At 70.1% G+C, this 14,870-nt stretch carries 19 protein-coding genes; all 19 read right to left on the bottom strand.

Translation table 11 applies throughout. The features are described 5' to 3' along the window. Nucleotides 1-91: 91 nt before the first annotated feature. Nucleotides 92-1,453 carry a phosphoglucosamine mutase gene (gene glmM / locus ACFVAJ_RS11915; protein WP_376944337.1) on the bottom strand — a complete coding sequence of 454 codons (1,362 nt, stop codon included), beginning with the start codon at nt 1,451-1,453 and terminating at the stop codon, nt 92-94. A gap of 18 nt (nt 1,454-1,471) precedes the next feature. After that, on the bottom strand, nt 1,472-1,957 hold the full coding sequence (gene rpsI, locus ACFVAJ_RS11910) for a 30S ribosomal protein S9 (protein WP_022889754.1): 486 nt from the start codon (nt 1,955-1,957) through the stop codon (nt 1,472-1,474). 43 nt (nt 1,958-2,000) lie between these two features. Next, the gene (rplM, locus tag ACFVAJ_RS11905; RefSeq protein ID WP_157423236.1) at nt 2,001-2,447 is read right to left on the bottom strand and encodes a 50S ribosomal protein L13; all 447 of its coding nucleotides are present in this window, start codon (nt 2,445-2,447) and stop codon (nt 2,001-2,003) included. A gap of 155 nt (nt 2,448-2,602) precedes the next feature. Then, entirely contained in the window at nt 2,603-3,580 is a 978-nt protein-coding gene (gene truA / locus ACFVAJ_RS11900) for a tRNA pseudouridine(38-40) synthase TruA (RefSeq protein ID WP_376944335.1), read from the bottom strand. 10 nt (nt 3,581-3,590) lie between these two features. After that, on the bottom strand, nt 3,591-4,889 hold the full coding sequence (locus ACFVAJ_RS11895) for an acyltransferase (protein ID WP_376944332.1): 1,299 nt from the start codon (nt 4,887-4,889) through the stop codon (nt 3,591-3,593). A gap of 118 nt (nt 4,890-5,007) precedes the next feature. Then, nucleotides 5,008-5,562, bottom strand: a complete 555-nt coding sequence (gene rplQ, locus ACFVAJ_RS11890) for a 50S ribosomal protein L17 (protein ID WP_376944330.1) — start codon at nt 5,560-5,562, stop codon at nt 5,008-5,010. A 47-nt stretch (nt 5,563-5,609) separates the two neighbouring features. Continuing rightward, nucleotides 5,610-6,596, bottom strand: coding sequence for a DNA-directed RNA polymerase subunit alpha (locus ACFVAJ_RS11885; protein ID WP_022889750.1), 987 nt, complete (start codon nt 6,594-6,596; stop codon nt 5,610-5,612). Between the two features lie 132 nt (nt 6,597-6,728). Then, entirely contained in the window at nt 6,729-7,127 is a 399-nt protein-coding gene (gene rpsK / locus ACFVAJ_RS11880; RefSeq protein ID WP_092668574.1) for a 30S ribosomal protein S11, read from the bottom strand. A gap of 32 nt (nt 7,128-7,159) precedes the next feature. Next, nucleotides 7,160-7,540, bottom strand: coding sequence for a 30S ribosomal protein S13 (gene rpsM / locus ACFVAJ_RS11875; RefSeq protein WP_376944328.1), 381 nt, complete (start codon nt 7,538-7,540; stop codon nt 7,160-7,162). Nucleotides 7,541-7,697: 157 nt separating this feature from the next. Continuing rightward, nucleotides 7,698-7,811 carry a 50S ribosomal protein L36 gene (rpmJ, locus tag ACFVAJ_RS11870; protein ID WP_022889747.1) on the bottom strand — a complete coding sequence of 38 codons (114 nt, stop codon included), beginning with the start codon at nt 7,809-7,811 and terminating at the stop codon, nt 7,698-7,700. Nucleotides 7,812-7,878: 67 nt separating this feature from the next. Then, the gene (infA, locus tag ACFVAJ_RS11865; protein WP_011186713.1) at nt 7,879-8,100 is read right to left on the bottom strand and encodes a translation initiation factor IF-1; all 222 of its coding nucleotides are present in this window, start codon (nt 8,098-8,100) and stop codon (nt 7,879-7,881) included. Between the two features lie 209 nt (nt 8,101-8,309). Continuing rightward, entirely contained in the window at nt 8,310-9,992 is a 1,683-nt protein-coding gene (gene ptsP, locus ACFVAJ_RS11860) for a phosphoenolpyruvate--protein phosphotransferase (protein ID WP_376944326.1), read from the bottom strand. A gap of 40 nt (nt 9,993-10,032) precedes the next feature. Further along, nucleotides 10,033-10,860, bottom strand: coding sequence for a type I methionyl aminopeptidase (gene map, locus ACFVAJ_RS11855; RefSeq protein ID WP_376944324.1), 828 nt, complete (start codon nt 10,858-10,860; stop codon nt 10,033-10,035). A 5-nt stretch (nt 10,861-10,865) separates the two neighbouring features. Continuing rightward, nucleotides 10,866-11,507 carry an adenylate kinase gene (locus tag ACFVAJ_RS11850; protein WP_376944322.1) on the bottom strand — a complete coding sequence of 214 codons (642 nt, stop codon included), beginning with the start codon at nt 11,505-11,507 and terminating at the stop codon, nt 10,866-10,868. After that, the gene (gene secY / locus ACFVAJ_RS11845) at nt 11,504-12,829 is read right to left on the bottom strand and encodes a preprotein translocase subunit SecY (protein ID WP_376944320.1); all 1,326 of its coding nucleotides are present in this window, start codon (nt 12,827-12,829) and stop codon (nt 11,504-11,506) included. Before secY ends, ACFVAJ_RS11850 begins: the two co-directional genes overlap by 4 nt. A gap of 132 nt (nt 12,830-12,961) precedes the next feature. Beyond that, nucleotides 12,962-13,630: a 50S ribosomal protein L15 gene (rplO, locus tag ACFVAJ_RS11840; protein WP_376944318.1), complete on the bottom strand. Its 669-nt coding sequence runs from the start codon at nt 13,628-13,630 to the stop codon at nt 12,962-12,964. Then, nucleotides 13,630-13,815 (bottom strand): 50S ribosomal protein L30, encoded by a 186-nt coding sequence (gene rpmD / locus ACFVAJ_RS11835; protein WP_376944316.1) that lies wholly within the window; start codon nt 13,813-13,815, stop codon nt 13,630-13,632. Before rpmD ends, rplO begins: the two co-directional genes overlap by 1 nt. Further along, the gene (rpsE, locus tag ACFVAJ_RS11830; RefSeq protein ID WP_157423227.1) at nt 13,815-14,513 is read right to left on the bottom strand and encodes a 30S ribosomal protein S5; all 699 of its coding nucleotides are present in this window, start codon (nt 14,511-14,513) and stop codon (nt 13,815-13,817) included. Before rpsE ends, rpmD begins: the two co-directional genes overlap by 1 nt. Beyond that, nucleotides 14,510-14,869, bottom strand: coding sequence for a 50S ribosomal protein L18 (gene rplR, locus ACFVAJ_RS11825; protein ID WP_376944314.1), 360 nt, complete (start codon nt 14,867-14,869; stop codon nt 14,510-14,512). The genes rpsE and rplR overlap by 4 nt, the downstream gene beginning before the upstream one ends. Nucleotide 14,870 lies beyond the last annotated feature (1 nt).

Here is a 14,870-nt window from a genome sequence, read left to right as displayed (position 1 = left end):
GTCGACGCCCGACGATCAGTCCGTGAACGCCGGAACGCCGCGTCCTCGAGCGAGGACGCGGCGTTCCGATGACGTCGATGGAGTCGGCCGACTACAGCGCGAGCTCCGCCTTCACCACGTCGGCGAGGGCCGCCGCATGACGGTCGGCCTCGGGCTGGTCCGCCGCCTCGACCATCACGCGCACCATGGGCTCGGTGCCCGAGGGACGCAGGAGCACCCGGCCGGACTCGCCGAGCTCGGCTTCCACCTCGGCGACGGCTGCGGCGATGCGCTCGTTCTCGCCGAGACGGTGATGATCGACCCCGCGCACATTCACGAGCACCTGCGGGTACACCGTCATCACCGAGGCGAGCTCCGCGAGCGTCTTGCCCGTGCGTGCCATCTCGGCCACCAGGTGGAGGCCGGTGAGCACCCCGTCGCCGGTCGTCGCGTACTCGCTCATGATCACGTGACCGGACTGCTCGCCGCCGAGGGCGAACCCGCCCGCGCCGAGCGCCTCGAGCACGTAGCGGTCGCCCACCTTCGTCTCGACGATGCGGATGCCGTGCTCGGCCATCGCGCGCTTGAGACCGAGGTTGGACATGACGGTGACGACGAGCGTGTCGTCGGTCAGGTGGCCGCGTTCCTTCATCGCGAGCGCGAGGATCGCCATGATGCGGTCGCCGTCGACGATGTTGCCGTCGGCGTCGACCGCGAGGCAGCGGTCGGCGTCGCCGTCGTGCGCGATGCCCAGGTCGGCACCGTGCGCGAGCACGGCGGCCTGGAGCTGGTCGAGGTGGGTCGAGCCCACGCCGTCGTTGATGTTGATGCCGTCGGGGTCGGCGCCGATCACGACGACCTCGGCACCGGCGTCCTTGAAGGTCTGGGGCGAGACGCCCGCCGCCGCGCCGTGGGCGCAGTCGAGCACGACCTTGATGCCGTCGAGGCGGTTGGGGAGGGTGCCGAGCAGGTGCACGACATAGCGGTCCTCGGCATCGGCGAAACGCCGGATGCGGCCGACGCCGTCGCCGACGGGGGCCAGCTTCTGCTTGCCGAGGAACGACTCGATCCGGTCTTCGACCTCGTCGGGCAGCTTGGTGCCGCCGAAGGAGAAGAACTTGATGCCGTTGTCGGGCGCCGGGTTGTGCGACGCCGAGATCATGACGCCGAAGTCGGCCTTGATCGAGTCGATGAGGAAGGCGGTCGCGGGGGTCGGGATGACCCCGGCGTCGAGCACGTCGACACCGGAGCTCGCGAGGCCCGCGGACACCGCGGCGGTGATGAACTCACCGGAGACGCGGGGGTCGCGCGCGACGACGGCGACGGGGCGCCTGCCCGCCGCGCGATTCTCGTCGGCGTGGCGTCCCTGCGTGAGGACGGCCGCAGCCGCCTGGGAGAGGCCCAGGGCCAGGTCAGCCGTGAGTTCACGGTTGGCCAGGCCCCGGACCCCGTCCGTTCCGAAAAGCCGAGGCATACGGATTCGCGGAGCGGATTAACGCTTCGAGAACTGCGGAGCCTTGCGGGCCTTCTTGAGACCGGCCTTCTTGCGCTCGATGACGCGGGCGTCGCGCGTGAGGAAGCCGGCCTTCTTGAGGGTCGGGCGGTTGTTCTCGCGGTCGATCTCGTTCAGCGCACGCGCGATCGCGAGGCGGAGCGCACCGGCCTGGCCCGAGGGGCCGCCGCCGGTGATCTTCGCCACCACGTCGTACGAGCCGGTGAGCTCGAGCACGGTGAACGGGTCGGTGATGAGCTGCTGGTGCAGCTTGTTCGGGAAGTACGCCGCGAACTCACGGCCGTTGACCGTGATGGTGCCGGCGCCGGGGACGACGCGCACGCGGGCGATGGCCTGCTTGCGGCGGCCGACGGCTGCGCCCGACACGTTGAGCACGGGGCGGGGGGTGGTGGGAGCGGCCTCGGGCGCGCTCTCGGTCGTGTAGCTCTCGGGAGCCGCTTCGATCTGGTCTGCGATCTTCGCCATTTTGGTGTGAATCCTTATTTCGAGAACGTCGAGGGTGCCGGAATTACTGGGCGACCTGGGTGAGGGTGTACGGCTTGGGCTGCTGCGCGGCGTGCGGGTGCTCGGGGCCTGCGTAGACCTTGAGCTTCTTGAGCTGCGCCCGACCGAGCGAGTTCTTCGGAAGCATGCCGCGGATCGCCTTCTCGACGGCGCGAACGGGGTTCTTCTCGAGGAGCTCGGCGTAGCCGACGGCCTTGAGGCCGCCCGGGTAGCCCGAGTGGCGGTACGCCTTCTTCTGCTCGAGCTTCTGGCCGGTGAGGGCCACCTTGTCGGCGTTGACGATGATGACGAAGTCACCGGTGTCGACGTGGTTGGCGAAGATCGCCTTGTGCTTGCCGCGCAGCAGTGCTGCGGAGTGGCTCGCGAGACGACCGAGGACGATGTCGGTCGCGTCGATGACGACCCAGTCGCGCTGGATCTCGTTCGACTTCGGGGTATAGGTGCGCGTCACGGAAGTGCTGCTTTCTGATCGAGTGAGGGGTTCGTGAATCCCACTCCGGGGGAGTTCGATCGCGATGCGGGCGAACGCCTGGTGGAGGGCTCAACTTCGGGTACCGCTGCAGAGAACGGCACCAAAGGGAGATTCTAGCAGCTTCATCCCGCGATTCAGAATCGCGGCTCCCCCACCGGGTCGGGGATGCCTCGTTGCCGGAGGTCCCGTCGCGCCCGGGTCTGCACGGCCCGAGCCTCGAGCTCGGCGTCGTCGGGGTAGCCGACCTCGGTGAGCACCAGCCCCTTCGCGGGCATCACCTTGAACGCGCTCGTGCGCTCGGCCGCGGCGAGCAGGCGTTCGGGGTCGTCGTCGGCGAGCTTGCCCTCCCCCACCGCGACGCACGCGCCCACGAGCGCCCGGACCATCGAATGGCAGAACGCGTCGGCCTGCAGCGTCGTGACGAGCACGTCGCCCTCGCCCCGCCGCCAGCCGTAGGCCTGCAGGGTGCGGATCGTCGTCGCCTCCTCGCGCGGCTTGCAGAAGGCGGCGAAGTCGTGGAGGCCGAGCAGGCGGTTCGCCGCGCGATCCATCGCCTCGACGTCGAGCGCCCGGGGGTACCAGACCGTCCGGCCGCGTGCGAGCGGGTCGCGCAGGGCGGCCTCATCGGCGATCCGGTACTCGTAGCGTCGCCACACCGCGGAGAACCGCGCGTCGAAGCCGGCCGGCGCCGACTCGGCGTGCGTGATCACGACATCGGAATCGGAGGTGCCGAGGATGCCGGTGAGCCGGCGGAGCAGCACCGCGGCGGGATCGTGCTCGAGCGCGCCCGAGGCGTCGCCTCGGCGCAGCCGCGTGACCCTGGCGAAAGCGGACGCGGGCACGTCGAGATGCGCCACCTGGCCGAGCGCGTGCACCCCGGCATCGGTCCGCCCCGCGACGGTCAGCCGGGGCGCCACCCGTTCGCGTCGGAAGAGCGTCGCGAGCGCACCCTCGAGGGTGCCCTGGACGGTGCGCAACCGCGGCTGCGCGGCCCAGCCCTTGAAGTCGGTCCCGTCGTAGGCGATGCCGAGCCGGATGCGCACCACCTCATCGGGCTCGCCGTTCACGGCGACCGGCGTCGCCCCCGCGGCATCCGCCTCGCTCCTGTCCATACCCGCCAGCCTAGGCGCGCGCCGTCGCGGTGAAGGCATCGACCTCGTCGGCGCGAGCGCGCGGCGCGCGGGGCCCCGGTCCGCCGGCGATGAGGGCGACCACCGCGAGCGTCACGAGCGTCCAGCCCAGCACCCCGTGCGTCCACGGCACGTAGCCCAGCGTCAGGAACACGCCCACGCCGCCGACCGCGCAGAGGGTCCAGACCACGACCGCGGCGAGCGGGGTGCGGCGTTCGACCGGCGCCGGCCAACGCGTCTCGAGTCTCGGCACGACGGCGCAGCACGCGGCGACCACCAGGGCGATCGCGAGGATCCAGAGCGGCCTCGTCGCCCACCACGAGGGAGAGAGCACCGGCGGGAAGGGCAGACCGACAAGGAGCTGGGCCGCCGTCACGATCGCCATCGCGAAGGTGTGCCAGAGGTAGATCACCATGCCGTACACGCCGAACACGAACACGACGCCGAGCACCGTCCGATGCGCGACGAACCGCCGGATCGCCGGCTGCAGCAGCGCAAACAGGGCGACCTGGCCGAGCGCGAGGGCCAGGATCGCGAGGCTCGGCGGGTTGAGGTTGTCGAGCATGTCGTGCGAGTAGCCGAAGACCGTCACGAGCATCGCGATGAATCCGTAGGCGAACGCCGCGATGGCGACGAGCAGCGGCCACGAGCGCCGCGCGAACCAGCCGTCGCGCAGGCCGAATCCGAGCTGCTGCGCGAACAGCCAGACGAAGAGCCAGTTGAGGGCGCCGATCGGCAGTCCGAGGCCCCGCGCGAGCACGTCGACGAGCGCGGCGCCGGCCGCGAGGCCGAGGTAGGTCGGCCAGGGGGCGTGCCGATGGAGCCACGACATCGCGGGGACGAGCGCGGTGCAGATCAGGTACACGGGGATGAACCACAACGGCTCGGCCAGCCGGACCGCGAAGCTCTGCACGAAGCCGAAGTCGACGCCCGCCAGCAGCATGCCGCCGAGCACGAGCCCGACCGCCGCCGTCACCGACACGACGGGCTGCGCGAGCCGCACCGCCCGCACCCGCAGGTAGTGCGCGCCGGTCTCGCCGTGGCCACGGAGCCTCCGCCACTGCGTGATCGAGGCGAAGCCGCCGCAGATGAAGAACACCGGCATGATCATGAGCGGCCAGGTCGCCCACGCGAGCGGTTCGAAGCCGTCGAGCGCGTTGAACGCGCGCAGCGGGTCGCCGCCGATGCCCATCTGCAGCGCGTGCAGCAGCACGACGACCGGAAGGCAGAGCGCCCGGGCGAAGTCGATCGAGAGGTCGCGATCCTCGGGGATCCGCACCGGTGCGCGCACGCTGCTCCTTCCGAGCCTCCGCCGACGGACCTCGTCGGCGCCGAGCACGATTGTGGCACAGACGACGAAGGGCCCCCTGTCGCTGTGGACAGGGGGCCCTCCTCGTGGTGCGGAGTGCTTACGCCTTCTCGGCGGCGGCCTCGTCGGCGGCGGCCTCGTCGGCGGCGGCCTCGGCGGTCTCGTCGGCGGCGGTCTCCTCGACCGGCGCCTCCTCGACGACCTCGGTCTCCTCGGCGGCGGGCGCCTCCTCGACGACCTCGGCCGGGGCGGCCGCGGCGGCGGCGGCGGGCTTCGCGGCGCGCTGCTTCTTCACGACCGGCTCGAGCACGAGCTCGATGACCGCCATGGGGGCGTTGTCGCCCTTGCGGTTGCCGATCTTCGTGATGCGGGTGTAGCCGCCCTCACGGTCGGCGACCTGCGGGGCGATGACCGCGAACAGCTCGTGCACGACGGCCTTGTCGCCGATCACGGCGAGCACGCGACGGCGGGCGTGCAGGTCGCCGCGCTTCGCGAACGTGATGAGACGCTCGGCGAGCGGGCGGAGCCGCTTCGCCTTGGTCTCGGTGGTGGTGATGCTCTTGTGCGTGTAGAGCGCAGCCGCGAGGTTCGCGAGCAGGAGTCGCTCGTGCGCGGGTCCGCCTCCGAGGCGGGGGCCCTTGGTGGGCTTCGGCATGGTTCGTTATCTCCAGTGTGTGGGGTCGGTGCTACGTGCGCGAGCGACTAGTTCTCGTCGTCGAAGCCGGTGTAGAAGTGGGCGCCGTCGAAACCGGGCACCGAGTCCTTGAGGGACAGGTTCATCTCGGTGAGCTTGTCCTTCACCTCGTCGACCGACTTCTGACCGAAGTTGCGGATGTTCATGAGCTGCGACTCGCTCAGGGCGACGAGCTCCGACACCGTGTTGATGCCCTCGCGCTTGAGGCAGTTGTAGCTGCGCACCGAGAGGTCGAGGTCTTCGATCGGGATCGAGAGCTCGCTCGAGAGCACGGCGTCGACCGGCGCGGGGCCGATCTCGATGCCCTCGGCCGCGGTGTTCAGCTCGCGGGCGAGACCGAACAGCTCGGTGAGCGTGCGGCCGGCCGAAGCGATCGCGTCGCGCGGCGAGATGGCCGGCTTCGACTCGACGTCGACCACGAGGCGGTCGAAGTCGGTGCGCTCGCCGGCACGGGTGGCCTCGACGCGGTAGGTGACCTTGAGCACCGGCGAGTAGATCGAGTCGACCGGGATCTGGCCGGCCTCGGAGTACTCGTTGCGGTTCTGGCTGGCCGAGACGTAGCCGCGGCCGCGCTCGATCGTGAGCTCGAGCTCGAACTTGGCCGAGTCGTTGAGCGTCGCGATGACCAGCTCGGGGTTGTGCACCTCGACACCGGCGGGAGCCGAGATGTCGGCGGCGGTGACCTCACCGGCACCCTGCTTGCGCAGGTAGGCGGTGATGGGCTCGTCGTGCTCGCTGGAGACGACCAGGTTCTTGATGTTCAGGATGATCTCGGTGACATCCTCCTTCACACCCGGAACCGTCGAGAACTCGTGGAGCACGCCGTCGATGCGGATGCTCGTCACGGCCGCGCCGGGGATCGAGGAGAGGAGGGTGCGGCGAAGCGAGTTGCCGAGGGTGTAACCGAAGCCCGGCTCGAGGGGCTCGATCACGAAACGCGAACGGAACTCCGAGATGTTCTCTTCGGTGAGCGTCGGGCGCTGTGCGATCAGCACTGTTGATTCCTTTCGGCAGGGTGTCCGCTATATGACACCTGCGAGGTCGAGGATCTTGAGTTGTGTGAGAACGGATGCCCGGTGGCCGGGCCGGCTCCGAAGAGCCCGGCCCGACCACCGGTCCGGAGAGCCTTAGACGCGGCGGCGCTTCGGCGGGCGGCAGCCGTTGTGCGCCTGCGGCGTCACGTCGTTGATGCTGCCGACCTCGAGGCCCGCGGCCTGGAGCGAACGGATTGCGGTCTCACGGCCCGATCCGGGGCCCTTGACGAAGACGTCGACCTTCTTCATGCCGTGCTCCTGCGCCTGACGCGCAGCCGACTCGGCGGCGAGCTGTGCGGCGAACGGGGTCGACTTGCGCGAGCCCTTGAAGCCGACGCCGCCCGAGGAGGCCCAGCTGATCACGGCACCGGTGGTGTCGGTGATCGAGACGATCGTGTTGTTGAACGTCGACTTGATGTGGGCCTGGCCCACGGCGATGTTCTTCTTTTCCTTCTTGCGCGGCTTGCGAGTAGCCGCCTTGGGTGCTGCCATGTGTGAAATCTCCTAGATCTGGCGACGAGCGGTTACTTGCGGCCGGGCTTCTTCTTGCCGGCGACGGTGCGCTTCGGGCCCTTGCGGGTACGAGCGTTGGTCTTGGTGCGCTGACCGCGGACCGGAAGGCCGCGGCGGTGGCGGAGGCCCTCGTACGAGCCGATCTCGACCTTGCGGCGGATGTCGGCGGCGACCTCACGGCGGAGGTCACCCTCGACCTTGAAGTTGCCCTCGATGTAGTCACGAAGGGCGACGAGCTGCTCGTCGCTGAGGTCCTTCACGCGGATGTTGCCGTCGATGCCGGTCTCCGCGAGCGTCTGCAGCGCGCGAGTGCGGCCGACGCCGAAAATGTAAGTCAGTGCGATCTCCACGCGCTTCTCGCGCGGGATGTCGACTCCTGCCAGACGTGCCATGTGTGGCTTCTCCTGTTTCGAAGTGGAGGTGTGGAGCACTGCCGGTGCCCGGGCCTCCGTCCCGAGGTGTCCCCCGCGTGAGCGGGATCTGGCAGTGCCGATTCGTATTCAGTTGTGGCGTGGGGCCCCGCACCCGGCGTGGCCCCGCGTCAGGCGATTAGCCCTGGCGCTGCTTGTGGCGCGGGTTCTCGCAGATGACCATCACGCGGCCGTGACGGCGGATGACCTTGCACTTCTCGCAGATCCGCTTGACGCTGGGGTTGACCTTCACAGTGGTTCCTCTGATTCGCTGTCCTCGTACCCGCGGGATGCCGCGGGCCGTTACTTTCCGGCAGCCCTTACTTGTAGCGGTAGACGATGCGCCCGCGCGTCAGGTCGTAGGGGCTCAGCTCCACGATCACGCGGTCCTCGGGGAGGATGCGGATGTAGTGCTGGCGCATCTTCCCTGAGATGTGCGCGAGAACCTTGTGCCCGTTCGTGAGCTCCACCCGGAACATCGCGTTCGGGAGAGCCTCGATGACCGAGCCCTCGATCTCGATGACGCCGTCTTTCTTGGCCATAGCCTCACTATCGCTTGGAGTTTGGGATGCTGGTCGTGCGATGACTGCTGCGCGCGTACCGTGCTCGGTGCCCTCGGACGAGGTCGTCGGGCATGGCAAGGCAGGCGTGCAGAACACCAAGGGTCAACTTTAGGTCATTTCCGCCGTTTTCGCCAGTCGGCGCCGCGAGCGGGCCGCGCGGCCCCGACCAGGGATGCCGCGGGCGCCGTTCAGCGGAGCGCGTCCGACGCCGCCTTCGCCGCCGACCGCGCCGATGCGGCCCCGTCAGCACCGAGCGCCGCCTCGGCGATGGCCCTGGCGTCGGCCGCCGAATGGCGGAGCAGCCCCGCACGCACCCCCGCGAGCGCCGAGGGCGACATCGACAGGCTCGTCGCACCGAGCCCGACGAGCACGACCGCGAGGAGCGGGTCGGCCGCGGCCTCGCCGCAGATGCCGACCGGCCTGCCGAGCCGCGCCCCGGCCGCGCCCACCGCGCCGACGAGGCCGAGCACGGCGGGATGCCACGGGTCCTGCAGTTCCGCCACGTCGCCCAGGAGGCGGTCGGCGGCCATCGTGTACTGCGTCAGGTCGTTCGTGCCGATCGAGGCGAACTCGACGACCGCGAGCAGCCGATCCGCGAGCAGCGCGGCGGCAGGCACTTCGACCATGACGCCCGCGACCGGGAGCCCCGCCCCATGGGCGATCTCCGCGAACCAGGCGGCCTCCTCGACCGTCGCGATCATCGGCGCCATCACCTCGAGGCGCGCGTGCGTCCGTGCGGCCGCGGCGGCGAGGGCGTCGAGCTGGTCCCGCAGGACGGGCTCGGTGCGCCGCAGCGCACGGATGCCCCGCATCCCGAGCGCGGGGTTCTCCTCGGGCTTCCCGCCGAGGAATGCGAGCGGCTTGTCGGCCCCGGCGTCGAGTACCCGCACCACGACCTTGCGGTCGGGGAAGGCGGCGAGGAGCCGCTCGTAGGCCTCCTCCTGCACCGCGCGCGAGGGCGCGACCTCCGAGCCGAGGAAGAGGAACTCCGTCCGGAACAGTCCGACGCCCTCGGCGCCGAGGCGCACGGCCTCATCGGCACCGGCCGGGTCGCCGAGATTCGCGAGCAGCGGGACGGGCGTGCCGTCGGCGAGGCGACCCGGCTCGATCGGCGCCGTCGCCTCGGCCGCCAGCTCCTCCTGCCGCGCGACCGCGGCGGCGATCTCGTCGTCGGAGGGGTCGCGCACGATCCGTCCGTTCTCCGCGTCGACGATCACCGTCTCGCCCTCCACGAGCGCCGCGGCATCCGCGCCGACGATCGCGACGAGCGCCTTCTCGCGCGCGAGGATCGCCGTGTGCGAGGTCGGCCCGCCTTCGAGCGTCACGACGGCGAGCACGCGATCGAGATCGAGGGTCGCGGTGTCGGCCGGGGCGAGGTCGTGCGCGACGAGCACGAACGGATGCCCCGGATCGGGGACGCCGGGGGCAGGCGCGCCCGACAGCTCGGCGATCACCCGCTGCGAGACGTCGGCGAGGTCCGCGGCGCGTTCGGCGAGGTACCCGCCCATGCCGGTGAGCAGTTCGCGGTATCCGGCGAAGGCCTCGAACACGGCGCGTTCGGCCGTCGAGCCCCGCGTCACGTGCTCGGCGACGCTCGCGTGCACGGCCGGGTCCTCGAGCATGAGGGCTTGTGCCTCGAGCACCTCGGCCGCTGCGCCCTCCACCGAGGCCGCCCGACGGCGCAGCTCGCGCGCGACCTCCGCTGCGGCGGTCTGCGCCCGCTCGAGCTCCAGCTCGGGGCCGCGCCCGCTCGCCGCGGTCGACGGCTCGGGCGGCGGCGGCGACATCCAGGCCACCGGCCCGATCGCCACGCCGCGTCCCACCCCGATCCCGATGAACTCCACCTCGACCACCCCCGGCTCGATCGGCACCCAGCCTAGCCCTGCGGGCGCGGGCGCGGGTCGGGAACGCTCAGTCGATCGGGGTCGGCACGATACCGAAGGGAGCGAGGCCCTCGGCCCCGCCGTCGGGCGCCGTGAGCACCCAGATGCCCCCGGCGTGCACGGCGACGCTGTGCTCCCAGTGCGCGGCATCGGCGCCGTCGGCCGTCGTGACGGTCCAGTCGTCGTCGCGCACGAAGCTGTCGATCGCGCCGGCGACGAGCATCGGCTCGATCGCGACGACGAGGCCCGGCTTCACGGCGGGGCCCCGGCGGTCGACGCGGTAGTTGAACACCGGCGGCTCTTCGTGCATCGTGCGGCCGATGCCGTGCCCCACGTAGTCGGTGAGGATGCCGTACTCCCCCTCGCCGCGCACGTAGTCCTCGATCGCCGCTCCCACCTCGTTGAGGTGGGAGGCGCGGGCGAGGGTCGCGATGCCGTGCCAGAGCGCCTGCTCGGTGACCTTCGACAGCGTCTCGCGTGCCGCGACGATCTCGGGCCGCGACGGGTCGGGCAGCACGATCGTGAACGCCGAGTCGCCGTTCCAGCCGTCGACCTCGGCGCCGCCGTCGACCGAGATGATGTCGCCCGGCTGGAACCGCCGGTCGCCCGGGATGCCGTGCACGACGTCGTCGTTCACCGAGACGCACAGGGTGTGGCGATACCCGGGGACGAGCTTGAAGTTCGAACGACCGCCGGCGGCCGTGATGGTTCGCTCCGCCGCGGCGTCGAGCTCGAGGCCGGTCGCGCCGACCACGGCGAGGCGCCGGGCCTCACCGAGCGCCGCGGCCGTCGCGCGGCCCGCCGCGACCATCGAGCGCAGCTGGGCCGGCGACTTGTAGATCGAACGCCGGAACACGTGGGTCAGGCCGCGGCGCCGGGGTGCCGGGGCGCGAGGCCCCGAGCGGCGAGCGCCTCGAAGATGCGCCCCGTGACCTCGGCGAGCGTGCCGACGCCGTCGATGCGGACGACGAGGCCGCGTTCGCGGTAGACGTCGAGGATCGGCGCCGTCTCGCGCTCGTAGATCGCCAGACGGTTCGCGATGACCTCTTCGGTGTCGTCGGTGCGGCCCTGCTCGACCGCGCGCTGGTGGATGCGCGTGATCGACTCCTCGCGCGGCACCTCCAGCTCGATCACGGCGTCGAGCGCCTCGCCGCGCCCGGTGAGGAACGCGTCGAGGTCGTCGACCTGTCCGCGGTTGCGGGGGTAGCCGTCGAGCAGGAAGCCCTCCGCGGCATCCGCCTGCGCGAGACGGTCGCGCACCAGCTCGCTGGTGAGCGCGTCGGGCACGAGGTCGCCCGCCTCGATGATCGCCTGAACCCGCTTGCCGAGTTCGGTGCCGCCCGCGACGTTGGCGCGGAAGATGTCGCCGGTGGCGACCTGCGGCACTCCGAACGCCTCCGCGATGAGCACGCCCTGGGTCCCCTTGCCTGAGCCCTGGGGGCCGACGATCAGGAAGCGGGCGGAGCTGGTGGCGTCGGTGCCGTTCGAGGCGGCTGGCGTCATCGGAGAAGTCCTTCGTAGTGTCGCTGCTGGAGTTGGGCGTCGATCTGCTTGACCGTCTCGAGGCCGACGCCGACGATGATCAGGATGGATGCGCCGCCGAACGGGAAGTTCTGGTTGGCACCGACCCAGACGAACGCGATCAGCGGGATCAGCGCGACCAGGCCGAGGTAGAGCGAGCCGGGCGCCGTGATGCGGGTGAGCACGTAGTCGAGGTACTCGGCCGTCGGACGGCCCGCGCGGATGCCGGGGATGAAGCCGCCGTACTTCTTCATGTTCTCGGCCACCTCGTCGGGGTTGAAGGTGATCGCGACGTAGAAGTACGTGAAGCCGACGATGAGCAGGAAGTACAGCAGCATGTAGAGCGGGTGGTCGCCCTTGGTCAGGTAGTTCGTGATCCAGAGCACCCACGGCTGCGGGTCCTCACCGGCGGCCGGCTGGTTGAACTGCGCGATGAGCGCGGGCAGGTACAGCAGCGACGAGGCGAAGATGACGGGCACGACGCCGGCCATGTTGACCTTGATCGGGATGTACGTGTTGTTGCCGCCGTACGTGCGGCGTCCGACCATGCGCTTCGCGTACTGCACCGGGATGCGCCGCTGGCTCTGCTCGACGAAGACGACCGCGACGACGATCGCGAGACCGATGAGGAGGACGATCGCGAAGATGTCCCAGCCGCGGGCGATGCCGATCGCCCAGAGCGAGCCCGGGAAGGTCGCGGCGATCGAGGTGAAGATGAGGAGCGACATGCCGTTGCCGATGCCGCGCTCGGTGATGAGCTCGCCCATCCACATGATGAGGCCGGTACCGGCGGTCATGGTGATGACCATGAGCAGGATCGCGTACCACGCGTCGTTCGTGATCAGCGCCGAGCACGAGGGGTCGCTGTTCGGGAAGAGCGCACCCGAGCGCGCGACCGTGATGAGCGTCGTCGACTGCAGCACGCCGAGGGCGATGGTCAGGTAGCGGGTGTACTGGGTGAGCTTGCCCTGGCCCGCCTGGCCCTCCTTGTAGAGGGTCTCGAAGTGAGGGATGACCACGCGCAGCAGCTGCACGATGATCGACGCGGTGATGTACGGCATGATGCCCAGCGCGAAGATCGAGAGCTGCAGCAGTGCACCGCCCGAGAAGAGGTTCACGAGATCGTAGAGCCCGGATGCCCCGGCGGCCTGGTTCGCCGCGAGACACTGCTGCACGTTGCCGAAGTCGACGAACGGCGCGGGAATGAAGGATCCGAGCCGGAACAGGGCCACGATGCCCAGCGTGAACCCGAGCTTGCGGCGAAGATCCGGCGTGCGGAAGATCCGCCCGATGGCGTTGAACACTCGTCCTCCTGTTGCTCCGTGCGATGCGTCTGCGCCGCGCAGGGAGTTGGTTCGTTATACGACTCGAGCCAGTCGAGACCCCGCTTATCCTACGCGAGGTCCCGACTGGCTCGAACCAATCGTGTTTCGGTCTTACTTGACCGAGCCGCCGGCGGCGACGATCTTCTGCTCGGCCGAGCCGGAGACCTTGTCGACGGCCACGTTGAGCTTCACCTGGATGTCGCCGTTGCCGAGCACCTTGACGCGCTCGTTCTTGCGCACGGCGCCCTTCTCGATGAGGTCGGCGATGGTGACATCGCCGCCCTTCGGGTAGAGCTCGGCGAGCTTGTCGAGGTTGACGACCTGGTACTCGACGCGGAACGGGTTCTTGAAGCCGCGGAGCTTCGGCGCACGCATGTGGTACGGAAGCTGGCCACCCTCGAAGCCGGGGCGGATGTTGTTGCGGGCCTTCGAACCCTTGGTGCCGCGACCGGCGGTCTTGCCCTTCGAACCCTCACCGCGTCCGACGCGGGTCTTGTCCTTCTTGGCACCGGGAGCGGGGCGGAGGTGGTGGACCTTCAGCACCTGCTCGCGCTTCTCCGCGACGTCGGCCTTGGGGGCCGCCTTCTTCGCGGGAGCCTTCTTCGCGGGGGCCTTCTCGGCCTTCGCGTCGTCGGCCTTCGCGGCAGCGGCCTTGGCCGGAGCCTTCGTCGCTGCAGCCGCCTTGGGGGCGGCCTTCTCGGCGGCGGGCTTCGCGGCGGCCTTCTTCGCCGGGGCCTTCTTGGGGGCCTCGGTGGTGGCGTCGTTCTTCTCGTCAGCCATTAGTCAATCTCCTCAACCTTCACGAGGTGAGCGACGGTGTTGACGTACCCGCGGTTCTGCGGGGTGTCCTCACGCACGACCGACTGGCCGATTCGCTTGAGCCCGAGGCTGCGCAGCGTGTCACGCTGGTACTGCTTCTCGCTCACCTTGGACTTGATCTGGGTCACCTTCAGCTGCTTGGTCATCAGGCACCTGCCTTCGCTGCTGCGGCGGCCTCGGCCGCCTGTGCCTCGGCACGGATGAGGCGCGCGGGGGCGACCTCGTCGTAGTCGAGACCACGACGGGCGGCGACCGCACGGGGCTCCTCGAGCTGCTTCAGCGACTCGACCGTGGCGTGCACGATGTTGATCGTGTTCGACGAGCCGAGCGACTTCGAGAGCACGTCGTGGATGCCGGCGCACTCGAGCACGGCGCGGACCGGACCACCGGCGATGACACCGGTACCGGGCGACGCCGGGCGCAGGAGCACCACACCGGCGGCAGCCTCACCCTGAACGGGGTGGGGGATGGTCGAACCGACGCGGGGAACGCGGAAGAAGTTCTTCTTCGCCTCCTCGACGCCCTTCGAGATCGCGGTCGGAACCTCGCGCGCCTTGCCGTAGCCGACGCCGACGAGCCCGTTGCCGTCACCCACGACGACGAGCGCCGTGAAGCTGAAGCGACGGCCGCCCTTGACGACCTTCGACACGCGGTTGATGGTGACGACGCGCTCGAGGAACTGGCTCTTCTCAGCGTCGCGACCACCACGGTCACGGCCCTGGTTGCGGTCGCGACCGCCGCCACGGCGCGAGTCGCGCTCGTTGCGGGCGGGCTCGGACGCCGCTGCCGTCTCGACGGGTGCCTCTGCGGTCACCTCGGTCTCCTTCACAGTGTTCTCGCTCACAGGCTCAGTCCTGCCTCTCGCGCTCCATCGGCGATCGCTGCGACGCGACCGGCGTACTTGTTGCCGCCGCGGTCGAACACGACGGAGTCGACACCGGCCTGCTTGGCGCGCTCGGCGACGAGTTCGCCGACCTTCTTCGCCTTGGCGGTCTTGTCACCGTCGAACGCACGGAGGTCGGCCTCCATGGTCGACGCCGACGCGACGGTGTGACCCTTGGCGTCGTCGACGACCTGCACGAAGACGTGGCGGGCCGAGCGGGTGACGACGAGACGGGGGCGGAGCTCCGTGCCGACGATCTTCTTGCGAAGGCGGGTGTGGCGGCGCGAACGCGCGGCCGTCTTGCTCTTCACAGCCATG

Source organism: Agromyces sp. NPDC057679 (genome assembly GCF_042799635.1).
Taxonomy (GTDB): domain Bacteria; phylum Actinomycetota; class Actinomycetes; order Actinomycetales; family Microbacteriaceae; genus Agromyces.
Note: the sequence above shows the minus strand (reverse complement) of the source record. Positions and strands in the feature narration are given on the sequence as shown.